This window comes from Pedobacter immunditicola, assembly GCF_037482985.1.
Lineage (GTDB): Bacteria > Bacteroidota > Bacteroidia > Sphingobacteriales > Sphingobacteriaceae > Pedobacter > Pedobacter immunditicola.
This window is the reverse complement of record NZ_JBBHKC010000010.1, coordinates 13,765-34,966: the sequence shown is the minus strand read 5'-3', so window position 1 is coordinate 34,966 and position 21,202 is coordinate 13,765. Positions and strand designations below refer to the sequence as shown.

General features: G+C 40.2%; 20 protein-coding genes. 15 read left to right on the top strand and 5 right to left on the bottom strand.

All coding sequences use genetic code 11. The features are described from left to right. Positions 1-18: 18 nt before the first annotated feature. Positions 19-510, bottom strand: a complete 492-nt coding sequence (ribH, locus tag WG905_RS16935; RefSeq protein WP_339592939.1) for a 6,7-dimethyl-8-ribityllumazine synthase — start codon at positions 508-510, stop codon at positions 19-21. A gap of 73 nt (positions 511-583) precedes the next feature. Beyond that, a complete protein-coding gene (locus tag WG905_RS16930) occupies positions 584-1,252 on the bottom strand; it encodes a tetratricopeptide repeat protein (RefSeq protein WP_339592938.1) in 669 nt (222 codons plus the stop codon). A 125-nt stretch (positions 1,253-1,377) separates the two neighbouring features. Between WG905_RS16930 and recF the strand changes: the two genes are divergently transcribed. Both recF and WG905_RS16920 read left to right on the top strand, forming a co-directional pair. Beyond that, positions 1,378-2,481: a DNA replication/repair protein RecF gene (gene recF / locus WG905_RS16925; RefSeq protein WP_339592937.1), complete on the top strand. Its 1,104-nt coding sequence runs from the start codon at positions 1,378-1,380 to the stop codon at positions 2,479-2,481. Continuing rightward, positions 2,474-2,764: a DciA family protein gene (locus WG905_RS16920; RefSeq protein WP_339592936.1), complete on the top strand. Its 291-nt coding sequence runs from the start codon at positions 2,474-2,476 to the stop codon at positions 2,762-2,764. Before recF ends, WG905_RS16920 begins: the two co-directional genes overlap by 8 nt. 3 nt (positions 2,765-2,767) lie before the next feature. On the opposite strand, the gene WG905_RS16915 is transcribed toward WG905_RS16920, so the two are convergent. The 3 genes from WG905_RS16915 to WG905_RS16905 form a co-directional block, all read right to left on the bottom strand. Beyond that, a complete protein-coding gene (locus WG905_RS16915; RefSeq protein ID WP_339592935.1) occupies positions 2,768-2,941 on the bottom strand; it encodes a hypothetical protein in 174 nt (57 codons plus the stop codon). Positions 2,942-2,999: 58 nt separating this feature from the next. Then, positions 3,000-3,725: a BamJ family beta-barrel-assembly machinery protein gene (gene bamJ, locus WG905_RS16910; RefSeq protein WP_339592934.1), complete on the bottom strand. Its 726-nt coding sequence runs from the start codon at positions 3,723-3,725 to the stop codon at positions 3,000-3,002. Between the two features lie 200 nt (positions 3,726-3,925). Continuing rightward, on the bottom strand, positions 3,926-4,345 hold the full coding sequence (locus tag WG905_RS16905) for a nucleoside-diphosphate kinase (protein ID WP_339592933.1): 420 nt from the start codon (positions 4,343-4,345) through the stop codon (positions 3,926-3,928). Positions 4,346-4,451: 106 nt separating this feature from the next. On the opposite strand from WG905_RS16905, the gene WG905_RS16900 reads away from it, so the two are divergent. From WG905_RS16900 to WG905_RS16840, 13 genes are all read left to right on the top strand, one after another. Beyond that, entirely contained in the window at positions 4,452-5,462 is a 1,011-nt protein-coding gene (locus WG905_RS16900; RefSeq protein ID WP_339592932.1) for a DHH family phosphoesterase, read from the top strand. A gap of 120 nt (positions 5,463-5,582) precedes the next feature. Further along, positions 5,583-6,572 carry an FKBP-type peptidyl-prolyl cis-trans isomerase gene (locus WG905_RS16895; RefSeq protein ID WP_339592931.1) on the top strand — a complete coding sequence of 330 codons (990 nt, stop codon included), beginning with the start codon at positions 5,583-5,585 and terminating at the stop codon, positions 6,570-6,572. 396 nt (positions 6,573-6,968) lie between these two features. Continuing rightward, positions 6,969-9,206 (top strand): hypothetical protein, encoded by a 2,238-nt coding sequence (locus WG905_RS16890; RefSeq protein ID WP_339592930.1) that lies wholly within the window; start codon positions 6,969-6,971, stop codon positions 9,204-9,206. 6 nt (positions 9,207-9,212) lie between these two features. Beyond that, positions 9,213-9,857 (top strand): AHH domain-containing protein, encoded by a 645-nt coding sequence (locus tag WG905_RS16885; RefSeq protein ID WP_339592929.1) that lies wholly within the window; start codon positions 9,213-9,215, stop codon positions 9,855-9,857. A gap of 150 nt (positions 9,858-10,007) precedes the next feature. Beyond that, positions 10,008-10,196: a helix-turn-helix transcriptional regulator gene (locus WG905_RS16880; protein WP_339592928.1), complete on the top strand. Its 189-nt coding sequence runs from the start codon at positions 10,008-10,010 to the stop codon at positions 10,194-10,196. A gap of 121 nt (positions 10,197-10,317) precedes the next feature. Then, positions 10,318-10,755, top strand: a complete 438-nt coding sequence (locus tag WG905_RS16875; protein ID WP_339592927.1) for a cupin domain-containing protein — start codon at positions 10,318-10,320, stop codon at positions 10,753-10,755. 342 nt (positions 10,756-11,097) lie between these two features. Next, positions 11,098-11,865 carry a TatD family hydrolase gene (locus tag WG905_RS16870; RefSeq protein WP_339592926.1) on the top strand — a complete coding sequence of 256 codons (768 nt, stop codon included), beginning with the start codon at positions 11,098-11,100 and terminating at the stop codon, positions 11,863-11,865. 6 nt (positions 11,866-11,871) lie between these two features. Further along, positions 11,872-12,888 (top strand): asparaginase, encoded by a 1,017-nt coding sequence (locus WG905_RS16865; RefSeq protein WP_339592925.1) that lies wholly within the window; start codon positions 11,872-11,874, stop codon positions 12,886-12,888. Between the two features lie 34 nt (positions 12,889-12,922). Then, complete coding sequence (locus WG905_RS16860) at positions 12,923-14,299, top strand: MBL fold metallo-hydrolase (protein WP_339592924.1); 1,377 nt, start codon at positions 12,923-12,925, stop codon at positions 14,297-14,299. 41 nt (positions 14,300-14,340) lie between these two features. Next, positions 14,341-15,312 carry a polyprenyl synthetase family protein gene (locus WG905_RS16855; protein WP_339592923.1) on the top strand — a complete coding sequence of 324 codons (972 nt, stop codon included), beginning with the start codon at positions 14,341-14,343 and terminating at the stop codon, positions 15,310-15,312. A 3-nt stretch (positions 15,313-15,315) separates the two neighbouring features. Then, positions 15,316-16,788, top strand: a complete 1,473-nt coding sequence (locus tag WG905_RS16850) for a M28 family peptidase (protein WP_339592922.1) — start codon at positions 15,316-15,318, stop codon at positions 16,786-16,788. Beyond that, positions 16,775-17,791 (top strand): LacI family DNA-binding transcriptional regulator, encoded by a 1,017-nt coding sequence (locus WG905_RS16845; protein WP_339592921.1) that lies wholly within the window; start codon positions 16,775-16,777, stop codon positions 17,789-17,791. Before WG905_RS16850 ends, WG905_RS16845 begins: the two co-directional genes overlap by 14 nt. A 477-nt stretch (positions 17,792-18,268) precedes the next feature. After that, on the top strand, positions 18,269-21,196 hold the full coding sequence (locus WG905_RS16840; protein WP_339592920.1) for a SusC/RagA family TonB-linked outer membrane protein: 2,928 nt from the start codon (positions 18,269-18,271) through the stop codon (positions 21,194-21,196). The last annotated feature ends 6 nt before the right edge of the window (positions 21,197-21,202 follow it).

Sequence of the window (21,202 nt, the reverse complement as noted above, 5' to 3'; positions counted from 1 at the left end):
TGTTTAAATAAATGGTTGCTACACCGTAGCAGCAAGTTCAGCCATTTTAATGGCAGTTATTGCTGCCTCATCTCCTTTATTGCCATGTTTACCTCCTGCACGGTCAATCGCCTGCTGCTGGTCGTTGGTGGTAAGGACACCAAAGATAACCGGCTTGCTGTGTTTAATGCCTACCTGGGTAATTCCTTGTGCAACCGCATCACAAATAAAATCAAAGTGTTTGGTGTCTCCCTGGATCACACAGCCCAGACAAATAACAGCATCAAGCTGCGGATGTTTGTTTAAAAGTATTTCTGCAGCAGCAGTAAGCTCAAAGCTTCCCGGAACAGCGACAGAAATAATGTTTTCTTCCTTAACACCATGTTGTCGCAGGGTGGCCAATGCGCCATTGTATAAAGCACCGGTTACTTCTGCGTTCCATTCTGCAACTGCAATAGCAAAATGATAAGAACTGCCGTCAGGAACTGTGGTATGAGAGAAATCACTAAGGTTTTTTAGTTGTGTTGCCATGAGGTAAAGATAAGGATTGCCTACAAAAAAGGCTAACCTGTGCGGTTAGCCTTCTTAAATATTTTGGTGAATGTTATTTAATTTGTGCCTCTGCGCGTGCGATGTATGCATCAATCATTGCCGCTTCCTGACTTGCAGGATATTCTTTAAGGATTTTAGTATAAGCATCCTTCGCAGACTTAAAGTCTTTTAACTGCTCATAAACCAATCCCAGTTTTTTAAGGAACATCGGAGAGGTAAATTTATTGCTGGCTTTATCAGCTGCTTTTTTATAATAAGTAGCCGCTTGTTTATAATCTTTTAATTCGCTGTATGCATCACCCAATAAACCAAGGGCCAATGGATCTGCAACAGGACTGCCTGTTTCAGCATATTTTCCTAACGCTTCAGTTGCTTTTTTATATTCACCCTTACGTAAATAGATACCACCTAAATAAAGGTTGGCAAGGTTTGCCGATTTTGTGTTATCATATTCCGCTGCAATTTGTTCAAATCCAGGATAACCACCATCACCCTTTAGGGCTTTGTTAGCCAGAGAATCAACACCTAAGAATTGTTCAGCTTTATACATCTTCGCTGAAGCTTCCTCAGCCCTGTCTTTTAAATAGACGTTCTGATACCAGATATAAATACCGATCAATACCACTATCGCACCTACAATAAATAACAGGCTTTTTGAGTTCTCTTCTACAAAAGACCCTTTTTTAATAGGGTTGTTTAATTCTTTTTCTGTTGTGGACATTTTATATAAAAATATTAAGGATTGCAAAAATACGTTTTTCGTTCAAAGTATCAACCATTTTCCGCACTATTTAATTAAAGTTTAGTGTTTTAACCTAGTTAAAGGGTAACTTTGTGGTGTAAACTATGTGGTTAAAAAATATTACGCTTTTAAATTTCAAGAATTATGCTGATGCTGATGTCCGTTTTTCTCAAACAGTCAATGCCTTTGTAGGTAATAATGGCGGTGGAAAAACCAATCTGCTCGATGCCATACATTATTTATGTTTGTGTAAAAGCTATTTCAACCCTATTGACAGTCAGCAAATTAAAACAAACCAAGATCTTTTTTTAATACAGGGTGATTTCGAGCGCCAGAAAAAGAATGAAAAAATAACCTGCGGCGTAAAAAGAAATCAGAAGAAACAGTTTAAGCGCAATAAAAAGGAATACGAAAAACTCGCCAATCATATCGGCCTGTTTCCTGTGGTGATGATATCTCCGAATGATGTCAACATTATTTTAGATGGCAGTGAGGAGCGCAGGCGTTTCATGGATAATGTGATCTCACAAACTGACTCCAGTTACCTCGATGAACTGATGATTTACAACCGTCACTTGTTAAACCGCAATGCGCTGTTGAAACAAATTGCCCAGACACGCAAATATGATCCTGCCCTGCTGCAGATCTTTGATGAACAACTGGTGGCCTCTGGCAACAGGCTCTTCATTAAGCGCAAAGCTTTTATGGAAGAGTTTATCCCCTTATTTAATAATTACTATTCATTTATCAGCGATGGCAGCGAGGAAGTTTGTTTAACTTATGCGTCGCAGTTGAACGATCATGATTTTTCAGGCTTGCTGGCACAAGCGGCAGAGAGAGATAAGATTCTGGAAAGGACAACAGTAGGAATTCATAAAGACGATCTCCTGTTTACTATCGCAGACATGCCATTGAAAAAGTTCGGTTCACAGGGGCAACAGAAATCTTTTTTAATTGCACTAAAACTTTCACAATATGCTTACCTCCAGAAATATAAAGGCTTCAAACCCTTATTGCTGCTGGATGACATTTTTGATAAGCTTGACGACCGGCGTATACATAAACTGATGGAAATGGTATCACATCATGATTTTGGCCAGATCTTTATTACTGATACCGGGAAAGATAGAGTGCTTAATATTTTTAATAGCATTAATGTTCCCGTAACTTTGTTCGAAGTAAATAATGGAGCTGTAAATCATGCGTAAACCTAATGACATCACCTTAAAAGAAGGTATCGATAAAATGCTTTCTGTGTATAAATTGAGAAGCCGGTTCGACCAGACTTCCGTGGTTGCCTTATGGCCCGAGGTGATGGGGAAGGCAATTGCCAACCGGACTACTCAAATTTACGTTGCGCATCAAAAGCTCTTTGTAAGAATAGAATCCTCGGTTATTAAGAATGAACTCTTAATGGTAAGAACCGGTATCATCCAAAAATTGAATGAAAGAACCGGTTCTGAAGTGATTACTGATATTGTATTTTTATAAAGCTTAACCTCTTCCTCCAAATATCTTACTGACGATCCAGATGAGGAGTGCAAGCACGAGCACTACGATAATTATTCCGGACCAGAGCCCTGCTTTAAATATGCCTTCAATGGCGTCGCAACTTGTTAGCGTTGTGGCTATAAATGCCACCATGGCGAGAGGAAGATACTTTTTCATAGTTATAGATTTTGTTTCCCTAATAACAATGAAGCCTTCAAATGGTTTGTTTGCTGCGTTATTTACCCTCTATTTCAATCAGTTCAATTTCAAAAATCAGATCGCTGTAAGCAGGTATTTCTGGTCCGGCAGCACGTTCACCGTAAGCCAGATGGTAAGGTACAAAGAACTTGAATTTAGCACCTTTCTGCATCAATTGTAAACCCTCAGTCCAACCCGGAATAACGTTGTTCACCGCTAATGGCGTAGGCTCTCCTCTGTCGTAAGAGCTATCGAATTGTTTTCCGTTCAGCAAAGTACCTTTATAATGAACTTTAACCTGTGCTGTTGGCCCCGGTTTTTCGCCGCTCCCAGCTTTTAATACCTGGTATTGCAGGCCGCTGGCCGTAGTAATGACACCGGGCACTTTTTTGTTCTTCTCAAAAAAAGCCTTTCCTTCAGCAATGCTTGCGGCATTTTTCACTCTACTGGCTTCTTTGAAAAGGGTAGTGATGGCAGTTTCTGATTGCTCAGGAGATAACAGGGCAGTTTGGTTGCTGAAGGCATCTTTTAAGCCTTTCACCATGATATCGTAATTTAAAGTCGTTAACCCGTTAGATTTTAAGTTTGTGGCCATAATTAACCCAAATGCATAACTGGCAGAATCAAGCCCGTTGTTCAGTGCTGGTTTCTTCACTTGAACAGGTGCCGCTTGTTTCTTTTGTGTAGCGGCAACTGGTTTTTTCTGTGCAGATGCCGTAAAGACAAACATGGTCCCCAGCAGGCATATAAAGATGTGTTTCATTTTATAGTATCTAGTTGTATAATTCGGTTTTTTAGATTTCAGGTTGTCAACGGGCGCTAATTCATTCAATTAATAGATCCTGGAACAGTGCCCGGGATGACGATGGAACGGTGCCCCGGATGATGAAATATAAAAGGCTGTACCATGTTCATGTGATACAGCCTTTTAAATAGCTCATTTTAATATAGCTCAATTAAAGCTTAAAAACGTTCTTCAGCAGTAAAGAAGAAGTCGCCTTCAATTTGTGCATTCTCATCAGAATCTGAACCATGAACCGCATTGGCATCAATTGATTTAGCGTATTTTTGACGGATGGTACCTTCTTCAGCTTTTGAAGGATCAGTAGCACCAATTAATTTTCTAAAGTCTTCAATTGCATTGTCTTTTTCTAAAATGGCAGCAACGATAGGGCCAGAAGACATAAAGTTTACTAAATCAGTATAAAAAGGACGCTCTTTGTGAATTTGGTAGAATTTACCAGCCGTTTCCGGTGTAAGTTTAGTGTATTTTAATGCAATGATTTTGAAACCTGCAGCAGTGATGTCGTTGATAATTGCTCCGATGTGCCCATTAGCAACAGCATCAGGCTTAATCATGGTAAAAGTTCTGTTTGTAGCCATTTAATTTATAATTTTTTTCAAAATTACATATAATACACTTAATATTAAAGCTTGAAATAATATGAGCGTCATTTATCATTAAATTGTTAGCTTTGCAACTATATATATGCTATCTCTTCCTGAACTAAAATCATTGCTGGCAACGCCACAAAAAATCGTCATAACGACTCACCATAAACCAGATGGTGATGCTATGGGTTCTTCATTAGGCCTATACGCTTATCTGATACAGAAAGGGCATCATGTGAAGGTGATTACTCCTACAGATTACCCTTATTTTTTGCACTGGCTGCCGAACCATTCCGATGTGATCATTTACACCCAGGAACAGCAAAAAGCTGATGAACTGGTTGCTAATGCGGCCCTTATTTTCTGTCTTGACTTTAACACACTGAGCAGGATCAATGAACTGGGGGAGGTGATCCGTGCCGCTTCTGGTTATAAACTGATGATTGATCATCACTTGGATCCTGAAGATTTTGATGATTACAGACACTGGAATATCAATGCCTGTGCTGCTGCCCAATTGGTCTATGATTTTATCATCAACGAATTGGAAGATGGCGCCTATATGACAAAAGATATTGCAACCTGTCTGTATACAGGAATCATGACAGATTCAGGGTCTTTCCGCTTTCCTTCGGCCACTGCGGCAGTTTATCGCATTGCGGCAGACCTGATTGATGCAGGGGCAGAACACTGGCGAATTCACCAGCTGGTATACGATAATGCTACCGAAAACCGTTTACGTTTTCTGGGACATTGCATATCGAACAAGCTGGAAGTGATCAAAGAATTAAATACAGCTATCATTACGGTTACTGCTGAGGAATTGAAGGAATATGATATTGTTACCGGCGATACGGAAGGCATAGTAAATTATGCTTTATCGGTAAACGGCATTAGATTGGCCGCATTTGTTATTGAAAGAAAAGATAAGGTTAAGCTATCTTTGCGCTCTACAGGAGACTTTCCTGCCAATGAAATTTGCAGAAAATACTTTAACGGTGGAGGGCATAAGAATGCTGCAGGTGGTTTTTCTGAGAAAAACCTTGCAGATACAGTGGAGTACTTTAAATCAATTTTACCAGAATATAAAACGCAATTATTGCTTTAAAACATTGAATTTCGAAAGAGTTCAAGCCATAAATAAAAACAAAATAGATCAAAAGAACGCCATGAAGCCATCATCAACTTTTAATGGTTTCATAACAAATTAAAAAACAAATTATAACGAATGAAAAAGAGTTTAGTAATTATTTTAGCGGCAACCCTTGGTTTAGCTGCATGTAACAACTACAAAAAGGGACCGGGAGGTTTAATGTACACGGTACATAAATCAGAAGGAAAAGAGAAAATTAAAGAAGGAGATATCATTAAATTGAACTTTATTCAGAAAAATGATAAAGATTCAGTGATGGCTAATACCTATGACCTGGAACAACCACAAGTATTTCCGGTTGGAAAGAAAATGTATGATGGTGATATGAATGATGTGTTGTTCCTTTTTGGTGAAGGTGACAGTGCTACTTTCAAATTAGACCTTGATACCATGGCTAAACATTCTGGTCAGCCAAAACCAGAACAGTTTAAAAACGATAAATACCTGGTATTTACGGTTAAAGTGGAAAAAGTATTACACAAACATAAAGGTGAAGCTGATTCAACTTTCCAGAACAAAGCAAGAGAATTCTTCCAGAAAGATTTTCAGGCAGCAATTGAAAAACACAAAACTACTGAAGAAGGTAAAATCAAAAAGTATATTGCTGATAACAAACTTAAAGTTCAAACGACTGCTTCAGGGTTACAGTATGTAATTACTAATCCGGGTTCTGCTCAAAAACCTGTTATAGGCGATACCATCATGGTTAACTATACCGGTAAATTAGCGACTAAGAAAACAGACGGTAAAGACAATGTTTTTGATACCAGTGATGAGAAAATTGCGAAAGAATCAGGTAAATTTAATCCTGGTGCACAATACGGCCCACGTGAATTTGCTTTGGGAAGAGCCATTCCAGGTTTTGACGAAGGTTTGCAGTTATTGGGTAAAGGTGGTAAAGCTACTTTCATCATTCCTTCAAAACTAGGTTATGGTGAGAATGGTATGCCTCAGGGTGGTATCAATCCTTATACACCTTTGGTATTTGAAGTTGAATTAACAGACATTAAGAAACCTTCAGCAGCTCCAGCAGCTCCGGCAGCTTCAGCTCCTGTAAAAAAATAAGCATCCGGTAATTTTTACTGATGTGTATTAAACCCTGTCCAGCCATTTGGACGGGGTTTTTTTGTGGGTGGATTGGAAGATGCTTTATACCATTGAATTTATTCTTAGCCCGAATAGTTTTGAATATCATTAATAATATCTGCATCTTTATTTTTTATGATATAAACAATATGATACGCTCTCACTCTCATTTACTGCCAGAATATATTATTACATACAACTCTAGATTTCAAGTAGCTGAAGTTTATAGTAGTAACTTTCAAATCATTTATTCTTTCTAACACTCTAAATCAGTGCCATACCTTCAGGGGCTAAAAAGGTTCCCGAACGGGAGCGTGGCTTTAAGCAACAATTAAGAATTAATCCGTTAAATCTAGATAATATAGAAGTAATTTTATGAATTTTGAAAATGAACTTATAAAGGTAGTTAAACAAAGTAGAAAACAGGAGATGCCTATAGTAGGCGATGAATTCACCAACACATTAACAAGCAGGATAATTAAAGAGTTTAAATTATCTACTATTGAAGATATCATCTATTATTTTAGTTCTTTCTATTCCATAAACACAAAATTTGTTATCACGAATTACCAAATTGCTTTTACGCAAGGAAATGAGAAATTTAACTTTCAATGGGCAGATATTGAATCTATAAATTATGACAAAAAAACAGATTATTTAGTAATAACTGTTCAAACTTGTATACATCAAATCCCCATTAAGGATTGTTGCGACTTAAAGCCAAAATTTTTAAATGAATTTGCAGATCTTCTTAACAATAAGTCTCGAGGTACTTTTATTAGGATGGTTAAAAATGAAGATAGTTTGGATGAGGGAAATGAAATAGAGGTAGAAGACGAATTCGAACTTGAATCTTCTCATTATGTCGAGCAGGAACTTCAGAAAATCGAAGGTCTATTTCAGCTTGGTGAATATCAAGGTGTTGTAATAAATAGTGAGAGGTTAATTAATGAGTTAATAAAAACAAATGTCTTTCAGAGAAATGCCCATGGGAAATCAAATTATTTAGTTTTCATAAATCTTTATCTGTCGGCTAAATTATCTTTTTACATTCACAATGTTAATATTGAAATTCCCTTTGAAGAAATTGATGATGTTAATATTCGTTTAAGTGATGCTTTCAAGTTGCTTAGCTTCATACAAGGTAATTTGAAAGACATTATAAAAATCTCTGAAGATGAAAAATGCGACCATAATGAACTAAATGATATTTTTCAAAAGACTTTTCAAGAACGTTTGATAGAGAAACGGCATATCGGACGTAAGCTCGATTTGACAGAGGTGAGAGAATATATGCAAGAACTCATAAATCAATATGATACTTATAAGGAGACTTTAAATACTGTAAATGCTGGATTTAATGCAATAGGAAAAAAAGAAAACTTATGGTTTGATGCTCGAAAACAAATAATAAAAAAATTGGGTAATGATATAAACGATAAGTTTCATGCCGACCTTTATTCTATTGTCGAATCTAAAATTACTGATTCTGTCTGGGAGAAAGCTTTCGATTCTTGGCATGTAAGTAAGCGTCAATTTTTAGTTGTTTTTAAAGATATTGCCGGTAGATACTCGGATGAAATTTTGACTTTCGAACAAGACAGAGTGCCATCTTTTTTAAAGTTTCCGTTAAACCATCCAGTGCCAAATATATTATATACTTCACATCCTTATGATGCCAAATTATATGTTCCGTATGAAGAAGCTGAACTTTTATTTTTCGAGGATAAGATAAGCGAATTTTATTTGTTATTACAGGGTCTGGGAGCCACTCAAATAAAAGTTATTTCCCAGAATGGATTAAAAGTCAATGAAGCCCACACTAACGAAGTTAATGTAGGTGTTGAAGGTGCTGTAAGAATAGTCGGTGCGAAAATCAATGCGGATACAAAAACGGGAATAGAGGATGATTTATCCATAAATTCGGATCAATATTTATTGTATGAATTTAATCCATACAAAAAACCTTACGTCCCCACTGACTTGATATGGTATCCAAAAGAAACTAAATGGCAAAGATTGGCGTCTATGAGACTAAATGGTGACCAATTGTCTTTTACACAAAACATATCAACTAAAGAAGTTAAGTTCACTTCAAAAGAGTCGGAGCTAAATGTTTCAGCGGAATTTAATGCGCTACTATCCAAAGGCAAAGCAAATGCCGATGTCAATTCTAAAAGAACATTTCAATCAGATGCAGAAACAACATGGAAAATTGAAGTCAAGTTTAAATCAATCAATGAACTCAATAATTTAACAATTCCTATTGCAAATCATGCTTTAACCGAGACGGAACAACAATATTTAGAGGAATATCTTTTTGTTTGCGAAAATGGGCCGATTATAAATGAAAACGAGAGGTACTATTTAAACAGAAGAAGACAAAAATTGGGAGTTTCTGAAGAACGTGCTAACGAGATTGAGGCTTGCAATAATCCGTTTAAAATGACAGAAGCCGAATTAGAGTATGTAGAAGAATTAAAAGAAGTTATGATAGATGGTAAGATTCCTGAACAATCATGGAGAGTTTTAGATAGGTTAAGAAACCAATTAGCTATTTCTGATTTTAGAGCGCGCGAAATTCAGGAATCACTCGTACAGACAAGTGATTAATATATTATGGAAGAATTAAGACTAAGTATCCCTGTAGGGAAATCTTCATTAGACGTTATTCAAGTGTCACCAAATGAATGTATTCCGAAATTTGATAATCTAACTATCAAGGGCGATGATTATTCTAAAGAAGTAAATGAGGTGGTCCTAAGTGAACGAAGAAAACAAATGGCACCATATTTACAGTTCCCCACAGATGATAATCTTCAAAAGATCGGTGCAGCAAAATTGAAATTAGGTAAACAGTCATGTAGAAGAATCTTAGCAAAAAATCTGCTCGCTGCAATGGATCCACTTGCATGTAAAATCTCAAATGCTTTTGGCGGAAAAGAAGCACACCATGTTGTTGAAGGAAATGATATAAATGCAAATGGATCAAGGGATATTCTCGAAAAGTTTGACATAGATATAAATCATCCTATCAATGGTATTTTTTTGCCGGGAGATAAAAATAGTATTTACAAAGGAACATTACATAAAGGTAGTCATTCGAAAGAATATGCATATGCTGTATATAATAGAATAAAAAATGCAACTACAAAAGAAGAATTAATTACAGAATTGAATAATATTAAGCACGATCTCTTCAATGGAAGACTTAAATTGGAAGGAAAATTTCATTCAATAAATAAAAATAACATTTACAAATAGTCTTTACCCTTATTAGTCAAAATGATAGAGAATTTAATACCAAGATTGTTATTTCCGTTGATGTAAATTAAAACTGAAGTACCTTTGCCAGGTTTAAGATTGTGGGGCTTGAAATCATTACCTATTAGATACCATTAATGATCAGCAATTATGGCAAGTGTAAACGAATTTCATATAGACATCGCCTTCCACCCGGGTGAAACCTTGGGCGAAAAATTGGAAGAGCTGAATATGGGCCCTAAAGAATTTGCGGTACGTACAGGGAAACCTGAAAAAACAATAATAGCCATTCTAAAAGGCGAAAGTTCCATTACACCAGAAATAGCAGTGCTTTTTTAGAATGTACTTAAAATACCTGCTCGCTTTTGGATGAAGAGGCAATATGGCTTTGATGAATATAAAGCTTAAATTTTACTACACTTTTCTTTTTAACTTAGAAAGAAGTTAAGATACTGAGCATATGATAACCTATATTAACAATGTCGATGGTGAACGCGTGACAATAGCAGGCGGTGAATACAGAATTATTATCGATGGCAAGCAAACAAACGGGTCCTATGCTGTCATTGAGTTGAATGTTCCGCCAGGCAGTGGGCCTATGCCACATTCCCACCCGGATATCCAGGAAACCTTTTTTGTTCTTGAAGGCGAAGTTGAATTTCGTACGGCAGAGGGGAAAATTCAGGCAAATCAAGGTGCTTTTGTCAGCATACCTTTTGGGGGTGATGTTCATGCCTTTAAAAATACTTCAGACCGTATAGCCAAACTGATTTGCACGGTAATGCCGGCTGGACTCGAAGAGATGTTTAGGGAAGTGAGTGTGGCTGGTCCAGAAAAGGTTAAAGAAATTGCAGAGCGCTACGATATTGTTGTTTATCCGGCAGATTACTTTGGCTAGGTAAAGGACATCTCGTTCGTTCTATCGGTCAAAAGCCTGGTGTCTTCAGTCTTCTACCTTGCAATAATTCCCAGAGGTGTGCAGGACTTTCAACGCTGATGATGGGTAACTCCACCTTTACCCTCACGATGTGGACACCTAACTGAAAACTAAAGGTTACCAAGGCATTGGCAGGGCGTTGCTAGGGCCTTGCCAGGGCCTAACCAGGGCAAATGGCCCTGCCAACGCCCTCGTGACCCCCTGCCAGGGCCTCCCTAAAACCTGCCTAACGTTTGCCATCGGCAAGCTTAACCCTTCATCTCCCTTACCTTATCATTAAATAGTTTTCAATAACTTTGCGCCATGCTTTTAACAGATACCCACACACACCTGTATTACGAAAGGGATGAACAAAAACAAGCAGCCTTAATGCAGCGTTGCCTGGACAATCAAGTGGAACGATTGTTCCTACCCAACGTAGACCTAGCCTCCATACCCATGATCGACGAACTGTTAGCGCGATATCCCGAAAACTGTTTCGCTATGGCAGGTCTTCATCCCTGTGATGTGAAGGAAGATTATCAAACCCAACTCGAAGGGATTTATAACAGCATCCCTGACCGCAAGATCGTTGCCATCGGCGAGATTGGAATTGATTTGTACTGGGACAAAAGCACCCTTGCTATACAGGTTGATGCTTTTAAACAACAGATCTCCTGGGCTAAGAAACTGGATTTACCTATTGTGATTCATTGCCGCGAGGCTTTCGATGAAATATTTGAAGTGCTGGAAGCAGAGAAAGACGAAAAGTTAAGAGGGATTATGCATTGTTTTACCGGCAACCTTGACCAGGCCCTTCAGGCTATTGAACTCGGTTTTTACCTTGGTATTGGTGGGGTGGTGACCTATAAAAAAGCAGGACTGGATGAAGTGCTGAAACATGTGCCCCTTGAAAACATCGTGCTGGAAACCGATTCTCCCTACCTGGCTCCGGTACCTTTCCGCGGAAAGCCCAACGAAAGCAGTTACCTGGTGCATATCGCTAAAAAAGTAGCTGAAATTTATGCCCTTCCGCTGGAAGAAATTGCGGCTGTGACCACAGCCAATTCAAGAAATATTTTTTTAGTTTAGCACCACATGATCAAACTCCTCATCATTTATACGGGCGGTACCATTGGGATGGTCAACGACCCCAACACCGGTACGCTGATGCCATTTGATTTTAAACAAATCCAGCAGAACGTACCTGAAATGAACAGGCTAAATTACCACCTGGAGGTGCATTCCTTTGATCCTATCCTGGATTCATCCAATATGAACCCCGAAGTATGGGGCGAGCTGGCGAGAATCATTGAAAGCAGGTATACTGAATTTGATGGTTTTGTGATCCTTCACGGTTCTGATACCATGGCTTATACCGCATCGGCCCTAAGCTTTATGCTCGAGAACCTGGCCAAGCCTGTGGTATTAACTGGTTCCCAGTTGCCCATCGGGGAAATCAGGACTGATGCCAAAGAAAACCTGATCACTGCCCTGGAAATTGCCGCGACCAAGAAACAGGATAAAGCCATGGTGCCTGAAGTGTGCATCTATTTCGACGGCCAGTTGTTTAGGGGTAACAGGGCCATTAAATACAATGCCGAAAATTTTGAGGCTTTCCGCACACCCAACTATCATAAACTGGCAGTGGCGGGGGTACACCTTACTTTTTTCAAAAACTACATCAAACAGACGCCAGTGGAGCCTTTAAAGGTTCACGCAAACTTCAATGCCAACATCGGCGTGCTCAAAATCTATCCGGGTATCACCACAAAAGCCCTGCAAGCTGTTACCCGTTCTGAAGTGGATGCCATTATTTTGGAGACCTTCGGTTCTGGAAACACCACCACAGCAGCATGGTTTATTGATAGCCTGCAGGAAGCCATCGCTGCAGGTAAAATCATAGTCGACATTTCGCAGTGCCAGGTAGGCTCAGTAGAGCTCGGCAAATATGAAACCAGCAGGAAACTGCAGGAAATGGGGGTGGTCAGCGGCTATGATATGACCTTTGAAGCTGCGGTCACAAAACTCATGTACTTGATGGGAATGGGACTGCCGCCGGCAGAATTAGCCCAGTTAATGTCACAATCGCTCCGTGGAGAGCTCACGGTATAAGAATTAAAGGTATTTTTGTCAGCAATACGACGCCATGAAGATAGAACAAATTTACACAGGATGCCTCGCTGAGGCTGCTTATTATATCGAAAGTAATGGGGAGGCCGCAATCATTGATCCGCTCAGGGAAGTAGCGCCTTACCTAAAAAGAGCAGAAAAAGATGGTGCTGTCATCAAATATATCTTTGAAACGCATTTCCATGCAGACTTCGTGTCCGGCCATCTGGACCTGGCACAGAAATCGGGTGCAACAATCATATATGGCCCAACGGCTGATACCACCTTTGAATCGCATATTGCGGTCGATGGCGAGGTCTTTAACCTTGGTGAAATTACCATCACCGTTTTGCATACCCCGGGGCATACCCCTGAATCGGCCACTTTCCTGCTGAAAGACAAAGATGGCAAGCCTTACTGTATTTTTACCGGCGATACCTTATTTATTGGCGATGTGGGACGGCCAGACCTTGCACAGCAAGGCGAGCTGACCATGGAAGACATGGCTGCAACCCTATATGATTCCCTTCACGGAAAAATAATGACTTTGCCAGATGAGGTGCTGGTATATCCGGCACATGGCGCAGGCTCCGCTTGCGGTAAGCACATGAGTAAAGAAACTTTTGATACCCTGGGTAACCAAAAGCTGAACAATTATGCTTTGAAGGCCAGTACCAAAGAACAGTTTATCAAGGAGGTTACCGAGGGGATTTTACCTCCCCCTCAATATTTTTCAAAGAATGCTGCCCTGAATAAAACTGGCTACGGCAGTGTAGACAAGGTTTACGAAAAAGGCCTCAATCCTTTATCGCCTGAAGCTTTTGAGACACTGGCCAATCAAACCGGTGCTTTAATCCTCGATACCAGAGATCCGGAGGTTTTTGCCCTTGGCTTTATTCCTTCCTCGGTTAACATTGGTTTAAATGGCCAGTTTGCACCTTGGGTAGGTTCCTTAATTACCGACCTGGAACACCCTATTTTATTGGTGGTGGAAGAAGGTAAAGAACAGGAAGCACTAATGAGACTTGCAAGGGTGGGTTACGATAGTACCATCGGCTTTTTGGAAGGTGGCCTGCCGGCCTGGATTGCTGCTGCCAAAGATGTCGAAACCATTGATTCGGTGTCTGCGGAAGAATTTGACCAGATCATTAAGGAAAACCCAGGCAGCAACGTGTTAGATGTACGTAAACCTGGCGAGTATGAAGCTGGACATTTTGACTTCGCCTCCAGCAAGCCTTTGGATTATATTAATGACTGGACCGCTGAAATTCAACCCCGGGAAACCTATTATATCCATTGTGCCGGTGGCTACCGATCAATGATTGCTGCTTCCATTTTAAAAGCAAGAGGCATCAACCAGGTGGTTAATATAGCAGGTGGATACAGCGCCATGAAGAATATTATGCCGTATTAGCGGAATTTATTATATGTTTGTGAATAACTTTTTTAACCTGCATGCCGGGAATAAATCAAATTAAACAACCTATAGCAGCCGATATCTCGGTTTTCGAAAAGAAGTTCAAAGCTTCTATGCATAGCGATGCGCCTTTGCTTGACCGGATTACACATTATATTGTAAAACGTAAGGGTAAACAGATACGCCCCATGTTTGTGTTCTTTGCCGCAAAACTTTGTGGCGGCATTGTAGAATCTACACACCGTGGCGCTTCATTGGTGGAATTGCTGCACACTGCTACCCTGGTGCACGATGACGTGGTGGACAATTCTTATGAACGCAGGGGCTTCTTTTCTATTAATGCTTTATGGAAAAATAAAATTGCCGTGCTGGTGGGAGATTACCTCCTGGCCAAAGGGCTGTTGTTATCGATCAATAATGATGAGTTTAAATTGCTGAAGATCGTTTCTGAAGCGGTTAAACAGATGAGTGAGGGAGAATTGCTGCAGATCGAGAAAGTACGCCGGATGGACATCAGCGAAACTTTATATTTTGATGTGATCCGTCAGAAAACAGCTTCCTTAATTGCATCCTGTTGTGCCTGTGGTGCAGCTTCGGCGGGTGCCAGTGATGAAGATGTGGAAAAGATGCGTTTGTTTGGTGAAAAAGTGGGTATTGCTTTTCAAATCAAAGATGATACTTTTGATTTCGGAACAGATGACGTGGGTAAGCCGTTGGGAATCGATATTAAAGAAAAAAAGGTTACCTTACCGTTGATTTATGCGTTGAACAATGCTGATAAAGCAGAAAAAAAACGGATGATCAACCTGGTGAAAAACCATAAAGATGATCCGAAGAAGATTCAGGAGATCATTGATTTCGTTAACAGCAAGAATGGCGTTCTTTATGCAGAGGAAAAAATGCTGGAATACCAGCAGGAAGCTTTTGAAATTCTGAACAGCTTTGCTGATGGTGAGGCAAAAACAGGTCTGGAACAACTGGTTCGTTACACTACCGAAAGAAAGAAATAAAATATGAAGAAGGCTATCGCTGGTTTTTTACTGATTTGCTGCAGTGTTTCCTTGCATGCACAGGATAAATTTTATAACACCTTCTCCAGAATCAATACGGAAGTTCAGCAACACTCTCCGGTATATAACAATTTAAAACAAGCTTCAACGACCATTGGTCACCGTTTAACCGGTTCGCCTAATGGCGCTAAAGCTGAAGAATATGCTTATCAACTCCTCCAATCATATGGCTACCAGGTAAAATACCAGCCCTTTGAAGTGGAGAGCTGGAGCCGGCTGACCAATCTCACTAAAATTGGCGAGCTCAGCAATAACTTAAAGGAAGTGAAAACGGTCGCCCTTGCGCATTCGCCGGTTAAGGCCAGTGTAACTGCCGAAGTAGTGGATGTAGGCAATGGCCTGGCTGCCGATTACCAACGTGATGGCGTACAGGTGAAAGGTAAAATTGCCCTGGTATACCTTGGCGTGCTGTCCGGCTCTGCTGCAGGTACACCTTCTTTGCACCGTTCGGAAAAAACTGCCCTTGCCATCGAAAACGGTGCAGTGGGCGTTATCATCATCAATACCGTAAAAAATAATGTGCTTTTAACAGGTACAGCTTCCGTTACCGGAAAGTTGATTGCTATTCCTGCTGTTTGTATAGGACTAGAAGATGGGCTAAAAATTAAAACGGCCCTGACGTCGGGCAAGCAAATGGCAAGCCTGGAGATGACAAATTTTTCTGGCCTGATCAAAGCCCGTAATGTGATTGCTACTTTGAAAGGTAAAGATCTTCCTTCAGAAAAAATTGTTGTGGGCGGGCATTTAGATAGCTGGGACCTGGCCACTGGTGCCATTGATAATGGTATTGGTTCTTTTGCCGTGATGGATATGGCCCGTACTTTTAAAAAGCTGCAGTTGAAAACCAGGCGAACGCTGGAATTTGTATTATTCATGGGCGAGGAGCAGGGTTTACTGGGTTCTAAAGCTTATGTGGCGGAGGCGATTAAGGCGGGCAACCTGCAAAAGGTGAAATTTATGCTCAATTACGATATGACCAACGACCCTAAGGGGGCTGCGGCCAGCAGGAAAGAAATGCAGGAGCTGTTTAGTGCATGGGGCACTGACATGGCTAAACTGGATACAGGTTACAAAAATCTGTTCAGAGCAGGCGCTGGTTTACACAGCGACCATCAGCCATTTATGCTGCAGGGTATTCCAACAGGAGGGAGCTTCGGTGGGAAACTGCCCAATAATGCTGGTCAGTTTTATCATTCCAACGGTGATGATTTTGCCCTCGTAGATGAACAAGGCTTAAAAAATACAGTGCGTTATGGTGCAATGCTCAGTTATGCACTTGCAGACACGAAAGAAATACCCGTTCAAAAACAATCAGATCAGGAGTTAAAGCAGTTTTTACAGGATAGTGGCCTGGAGTTGCCCTTAAAGATTGCCGGCGATTGGCGCTGGAATAAAGAAACCGATGGAAAATATTAATATTAAACAGCTGGCCAAGGCCTTGAACTTGTCGACTTCTACCGTTTCCAGGGCTTTCCGGGATAACAGTGACATCAATAAGGAGACCAAGGAGCGCATTCTGGCTAAAGCTAAGGAGTTTCATTACCAACCCAATCATTATGCCAGCAACCTGCGCGAACAGCGCAGTAAAACGATTGCAGTGATTGTTCCCGAGCTGGGTAATAACTTTTTCTCCCAGGCCATCAATGGTATTGAGCGCATCGCACGTGAAAAAGGTTACCATATCCTGATTTATGCTACCGATGATGAGTATGAAAAAGAGGTTTCCTTTATCCGGCATTTGCACAATGGAAGGGCAGATGGCATCATTATGTCTGTTTCTGGTGAAGCAAACGATCATACCTACCTTAATGAATTCGGTAAAAAGCGTTTGCCCCTGGTTTTCTTCGACAGGGTGTATGAAGATATCATTACCCCAAGGGTCATCACTAACGATTATGACAGCAGTTTTTCGGCAACGGAGCACCTTATTGAGCAAGGCTGTAAGCGCATTGCTTACCTCGTGATCAATAAGAATCTTTCCATCGGTAAAACCCGCATGCAGGGTTACCTGGATGCGCTGGAAAAACACAACATTTCTTATGATGACCGACTGGTTGTAGATTGCAGTAACAGTTACGATGAAAACAATATGATCTTGAAGAAAATGCTGCAGGTGTTAAAACCTGATGGCGTTTTTACTTCCGTAGAGCGACTTGCTTTTGCGACCTATTATGCTTGTTATGACCTTGATATCAAAATTCCTGATCAAGTGAAGGTCATTGGCTTTTCAAGTCTGGTTATAGCCCCTTTGCTTAATCCTTCCCTCACTACGGTTACACAACCTGCCATACAAATTGGCGTTGAGGCGGCCTCGCTTTTGTTCAATATGCTGGAGGCCCCGGATGCTGTGGAGTGTGATAAAAAAGTGGTCCTGGATTCGAAATTAATCAAGCGCAGATCCACTGAAAATAACGTCTGAAAACGCCTGTTTTCAGCACCCTTAATCTCCCTTATTTTCGAGCAATATTTTTCAACTTTTAGCCTGAACGCGCAGAAATCTGACGTCTTCAAAGGTCAGCTAAATGTAAAAACACCAAAACCTTCGGGAACGATCCCGGGATCGTTCCCGAAAATACCTCCAAAATACCCTTAGTGTAAATTTCACACTTTTTTAAACAGAATCACTTTGTAATGAATTGATGATCAATTGCTAAAGTTAACAAATCCTTGTTTTTTAAAAAATGAACCTACAAATAATCAGGTGTTTATGGAGGGTAAAAAAGTATATAATATGGCGACAGAAAAAAAGCTGAAATTATATTTTGAATTACCGAATACAGCTGTAGATTTAGCTTAGTGTTATAAACGCAGTTTGTTAACCAAATATTTACACCTAAACACGAGTTCAAATATGAGAGTATTTTACCTACTTAAGCCTTGCTTATTGTTGCTCCTAATGATGTCAGCATTCATAGTAAAGGCACAAACCAGTTCACTGACTGGAACAGTTTTAGATGAAACCGGACAATCACTTCCGGGAGCGTCTGTTCAAATTAAAAGCCTTAGCAGAAGCACAACAACTGATGTAAGCGGGGTTTACCGCCTTACCGGTTTAAGCAATGGTTCCTTCCTGGTTACCGTAAGTTATGTAGGCTACAGTTCTACAGAGCAAACGGTTAATGTATCAGGAAACACCACCGCAAATTTTTCGGTTAAACCTGATGCACAAAACTTAAATGAGGTTGTGGTGATCGGTTACGGTACTGTAGAGAAAAAGAACTTAACAGGTTCTGTATCGACAGTTTCATCCAAAAATTTCCAGACCGGTAGCATTACCAGTCCTGAGCAATTGATTGCCGGTAAAGTAGCAGGTGTGCAAATCACCTCTAACAGCGGTCAGCCGGGGGCGGGAAGTGTAATCCGTATCCGTGGTGGTGCCTCTTTAAATGCCAGTAACGATCCTTTGATCGTTGTGGATGGGGTTCCAATGAGCGGATCCAGCATTGGTGGTGCCGCAAATCCTTTAAGTTTAATCAATCCTAATGATATTGAAACATTCACTATCTTAAAAGATGCAAATGCAACTGCTATTTACGGTTCAAGAGCTTCAAACGGAGTTGTTTTAATTACCACTAAAAAAGGTAAAGCAGGTGCGCCTGTCATTAATTTAAGCACAGTAAATTCTTATGGAACGGTTGCAAAACAGGTAAGTATGTTATCTGCGGAACAACTGCGTGCTTATGTTGCCGCAAATGATAAAGCCTACAATGATGACGGGGATACTTTTTCTTCTTTGTTAGGTAGTGCAAATACCAATTGGCAAAATGAAATTTACCGAAATACTTTCAGTACCGATAATAACATCAGCATTGCTGGTTCTTTCAAAAATGTTCCTTACCGTGTTTCTGTTGGTTACCTTGATCAGGAAGGTGCTTTAGTTACAGACAGGCTAAAACGTGCAACCGGTGGTTTCCGTGTTTCACCAAGCTTTTTTGACAACCACCTTAAAGTTGACCTGAACCTTAAGGGATCATTGAGCAATTCTAATTTTGCCAATACGGGAGCCGTAAGTGCTGCCTTGCAGTTTGACCCAACGCAAGCAGTTCGCGCGCAAAATGCCTATGGTAACTACTTTGAATGGATCGCTGATGGTGTTCCAAATCCAAATGCACCAAGAAACCCATTGGGTTTAATTCACCTGAGAGATGACAATGGCCAGGTTGACCGTTCTTTCGGTAATGCCCAAATTGACTATTCGTTCCATTTCCTTCCTGAATTACATGCGAATGTGAACGTGGGTTATGATATCTCCAAAGGACAAGGCTGGACCAGAGTTCCGGATTTTGCTGCGCAAAGTGCTGCTACGAAAGGATCGATGAGTCATTTCTTAAACAATCAGGAGAATACTTTCCTGGAGGCTTATTTGAACTATGCCAAAGATTTAACCGGTCTCAACAGTAATATCAATGTAACAGCGGGTTATGGTTATTATGATAACAATGATCAGAAAAACAATTATGATACTTACAACGCTGCAGGAAATGTGCTTTCAACGCCTAAATTTCCATTTGGCATTGAGCAAAATAAATTGCTTTCTTACTACGGCCGTTTAAACTACACCTTAGCTGATAAATACATCATTTCTGCCACCATGAGGGCCGATGCTTCTTCTAAGTTTTCTGAAGAAAACCGTTGGGGTTATTTCCCTTCTGCAGGTTTTACCTGGAGAGCGATTGGTGAAGATTTCTTGAAAGATAGTAAAGTAGTATCTGATTTAAAACTTCGTTTAAGTTATGGTGAAACGGGTAATAAAGATGGTATCGGCAATTACGACTACCTGTCTAAATATTACCTGAACTCAAATACTGGCCAGTACCAAGTTGGTGGTGTTTACTATGATTATTTCTCACCTGCTGCTTATGATCCTGATTTAAGATGGGAAACTACCCAGACTTATAATGCAGGTATTGACTATGGTTTCTTCAATGGCCGTATTTATGGTAGCGTTGATGTTTATTACAAGGAAACCAAAGATCTATTAAGTACCATTGACATCCCGGTAGGGGTAAACTTTAGCAACAGGTTAACTACGAATGTGGGTAACATGGAAAATAAAGGTATTGAAGCCAGTGTGAACATTGGTGCCATCAGAGGCGAAAACCTGAAATGGGACTTCGGCTTCAACATGGCTTACAACAAAAGAATGGTGACTAACCTAACTGTTAATCCTAATTCTGATTTTAAAGTAGATGCCGGTACGATTACCGGTGGTACGGGTATCAACATTAAATACAATACACCAAACCAGATCCCCGGAACTTTCTTTGTTTATCAACAAGTATATAATGAGCAGGGTACACCATTGGAAGGGGTTTATGTTGACCGTAACGCCGATGGCGTGATCAACACCAGTGACCAGTATTATTACAAATCACCGGAACCACAATTCCTGTTTGGATTTACCACCTCGCTTGATTATAAAAAATGGACGCTGAGCACGGTGTTAAGAGCAAGTGTTGGGAACTATGTATATGATAACGTTTCATCCAACCTTGGTGTGCGATCAAATATTTTGAGCCCGAGTGCTTTGGTAAACAATGCCAATCCGGATGTGCTTTTCACCAATTTCACCTCTAATCAATACCTGAGTGATTACTACCTTAAAAATGCTTCTTTCCTGAAAATGGATAACTTAAGCCTTGGCTTCAATGCAGGTAACATCTCTAGAAATGGTACAGCCAACCTGCGTGTTTCTGCCAATGTGCAGAACGTGTTTGTAGTTACAAATTATGATGGGGTAGATCCTGAATTGAGTAACGGTATAGATTACAATTTGTACCCTAGACCGAGAATTTTCTCTTTAGGTCTTAATGTTGGATTTTAATTAAAA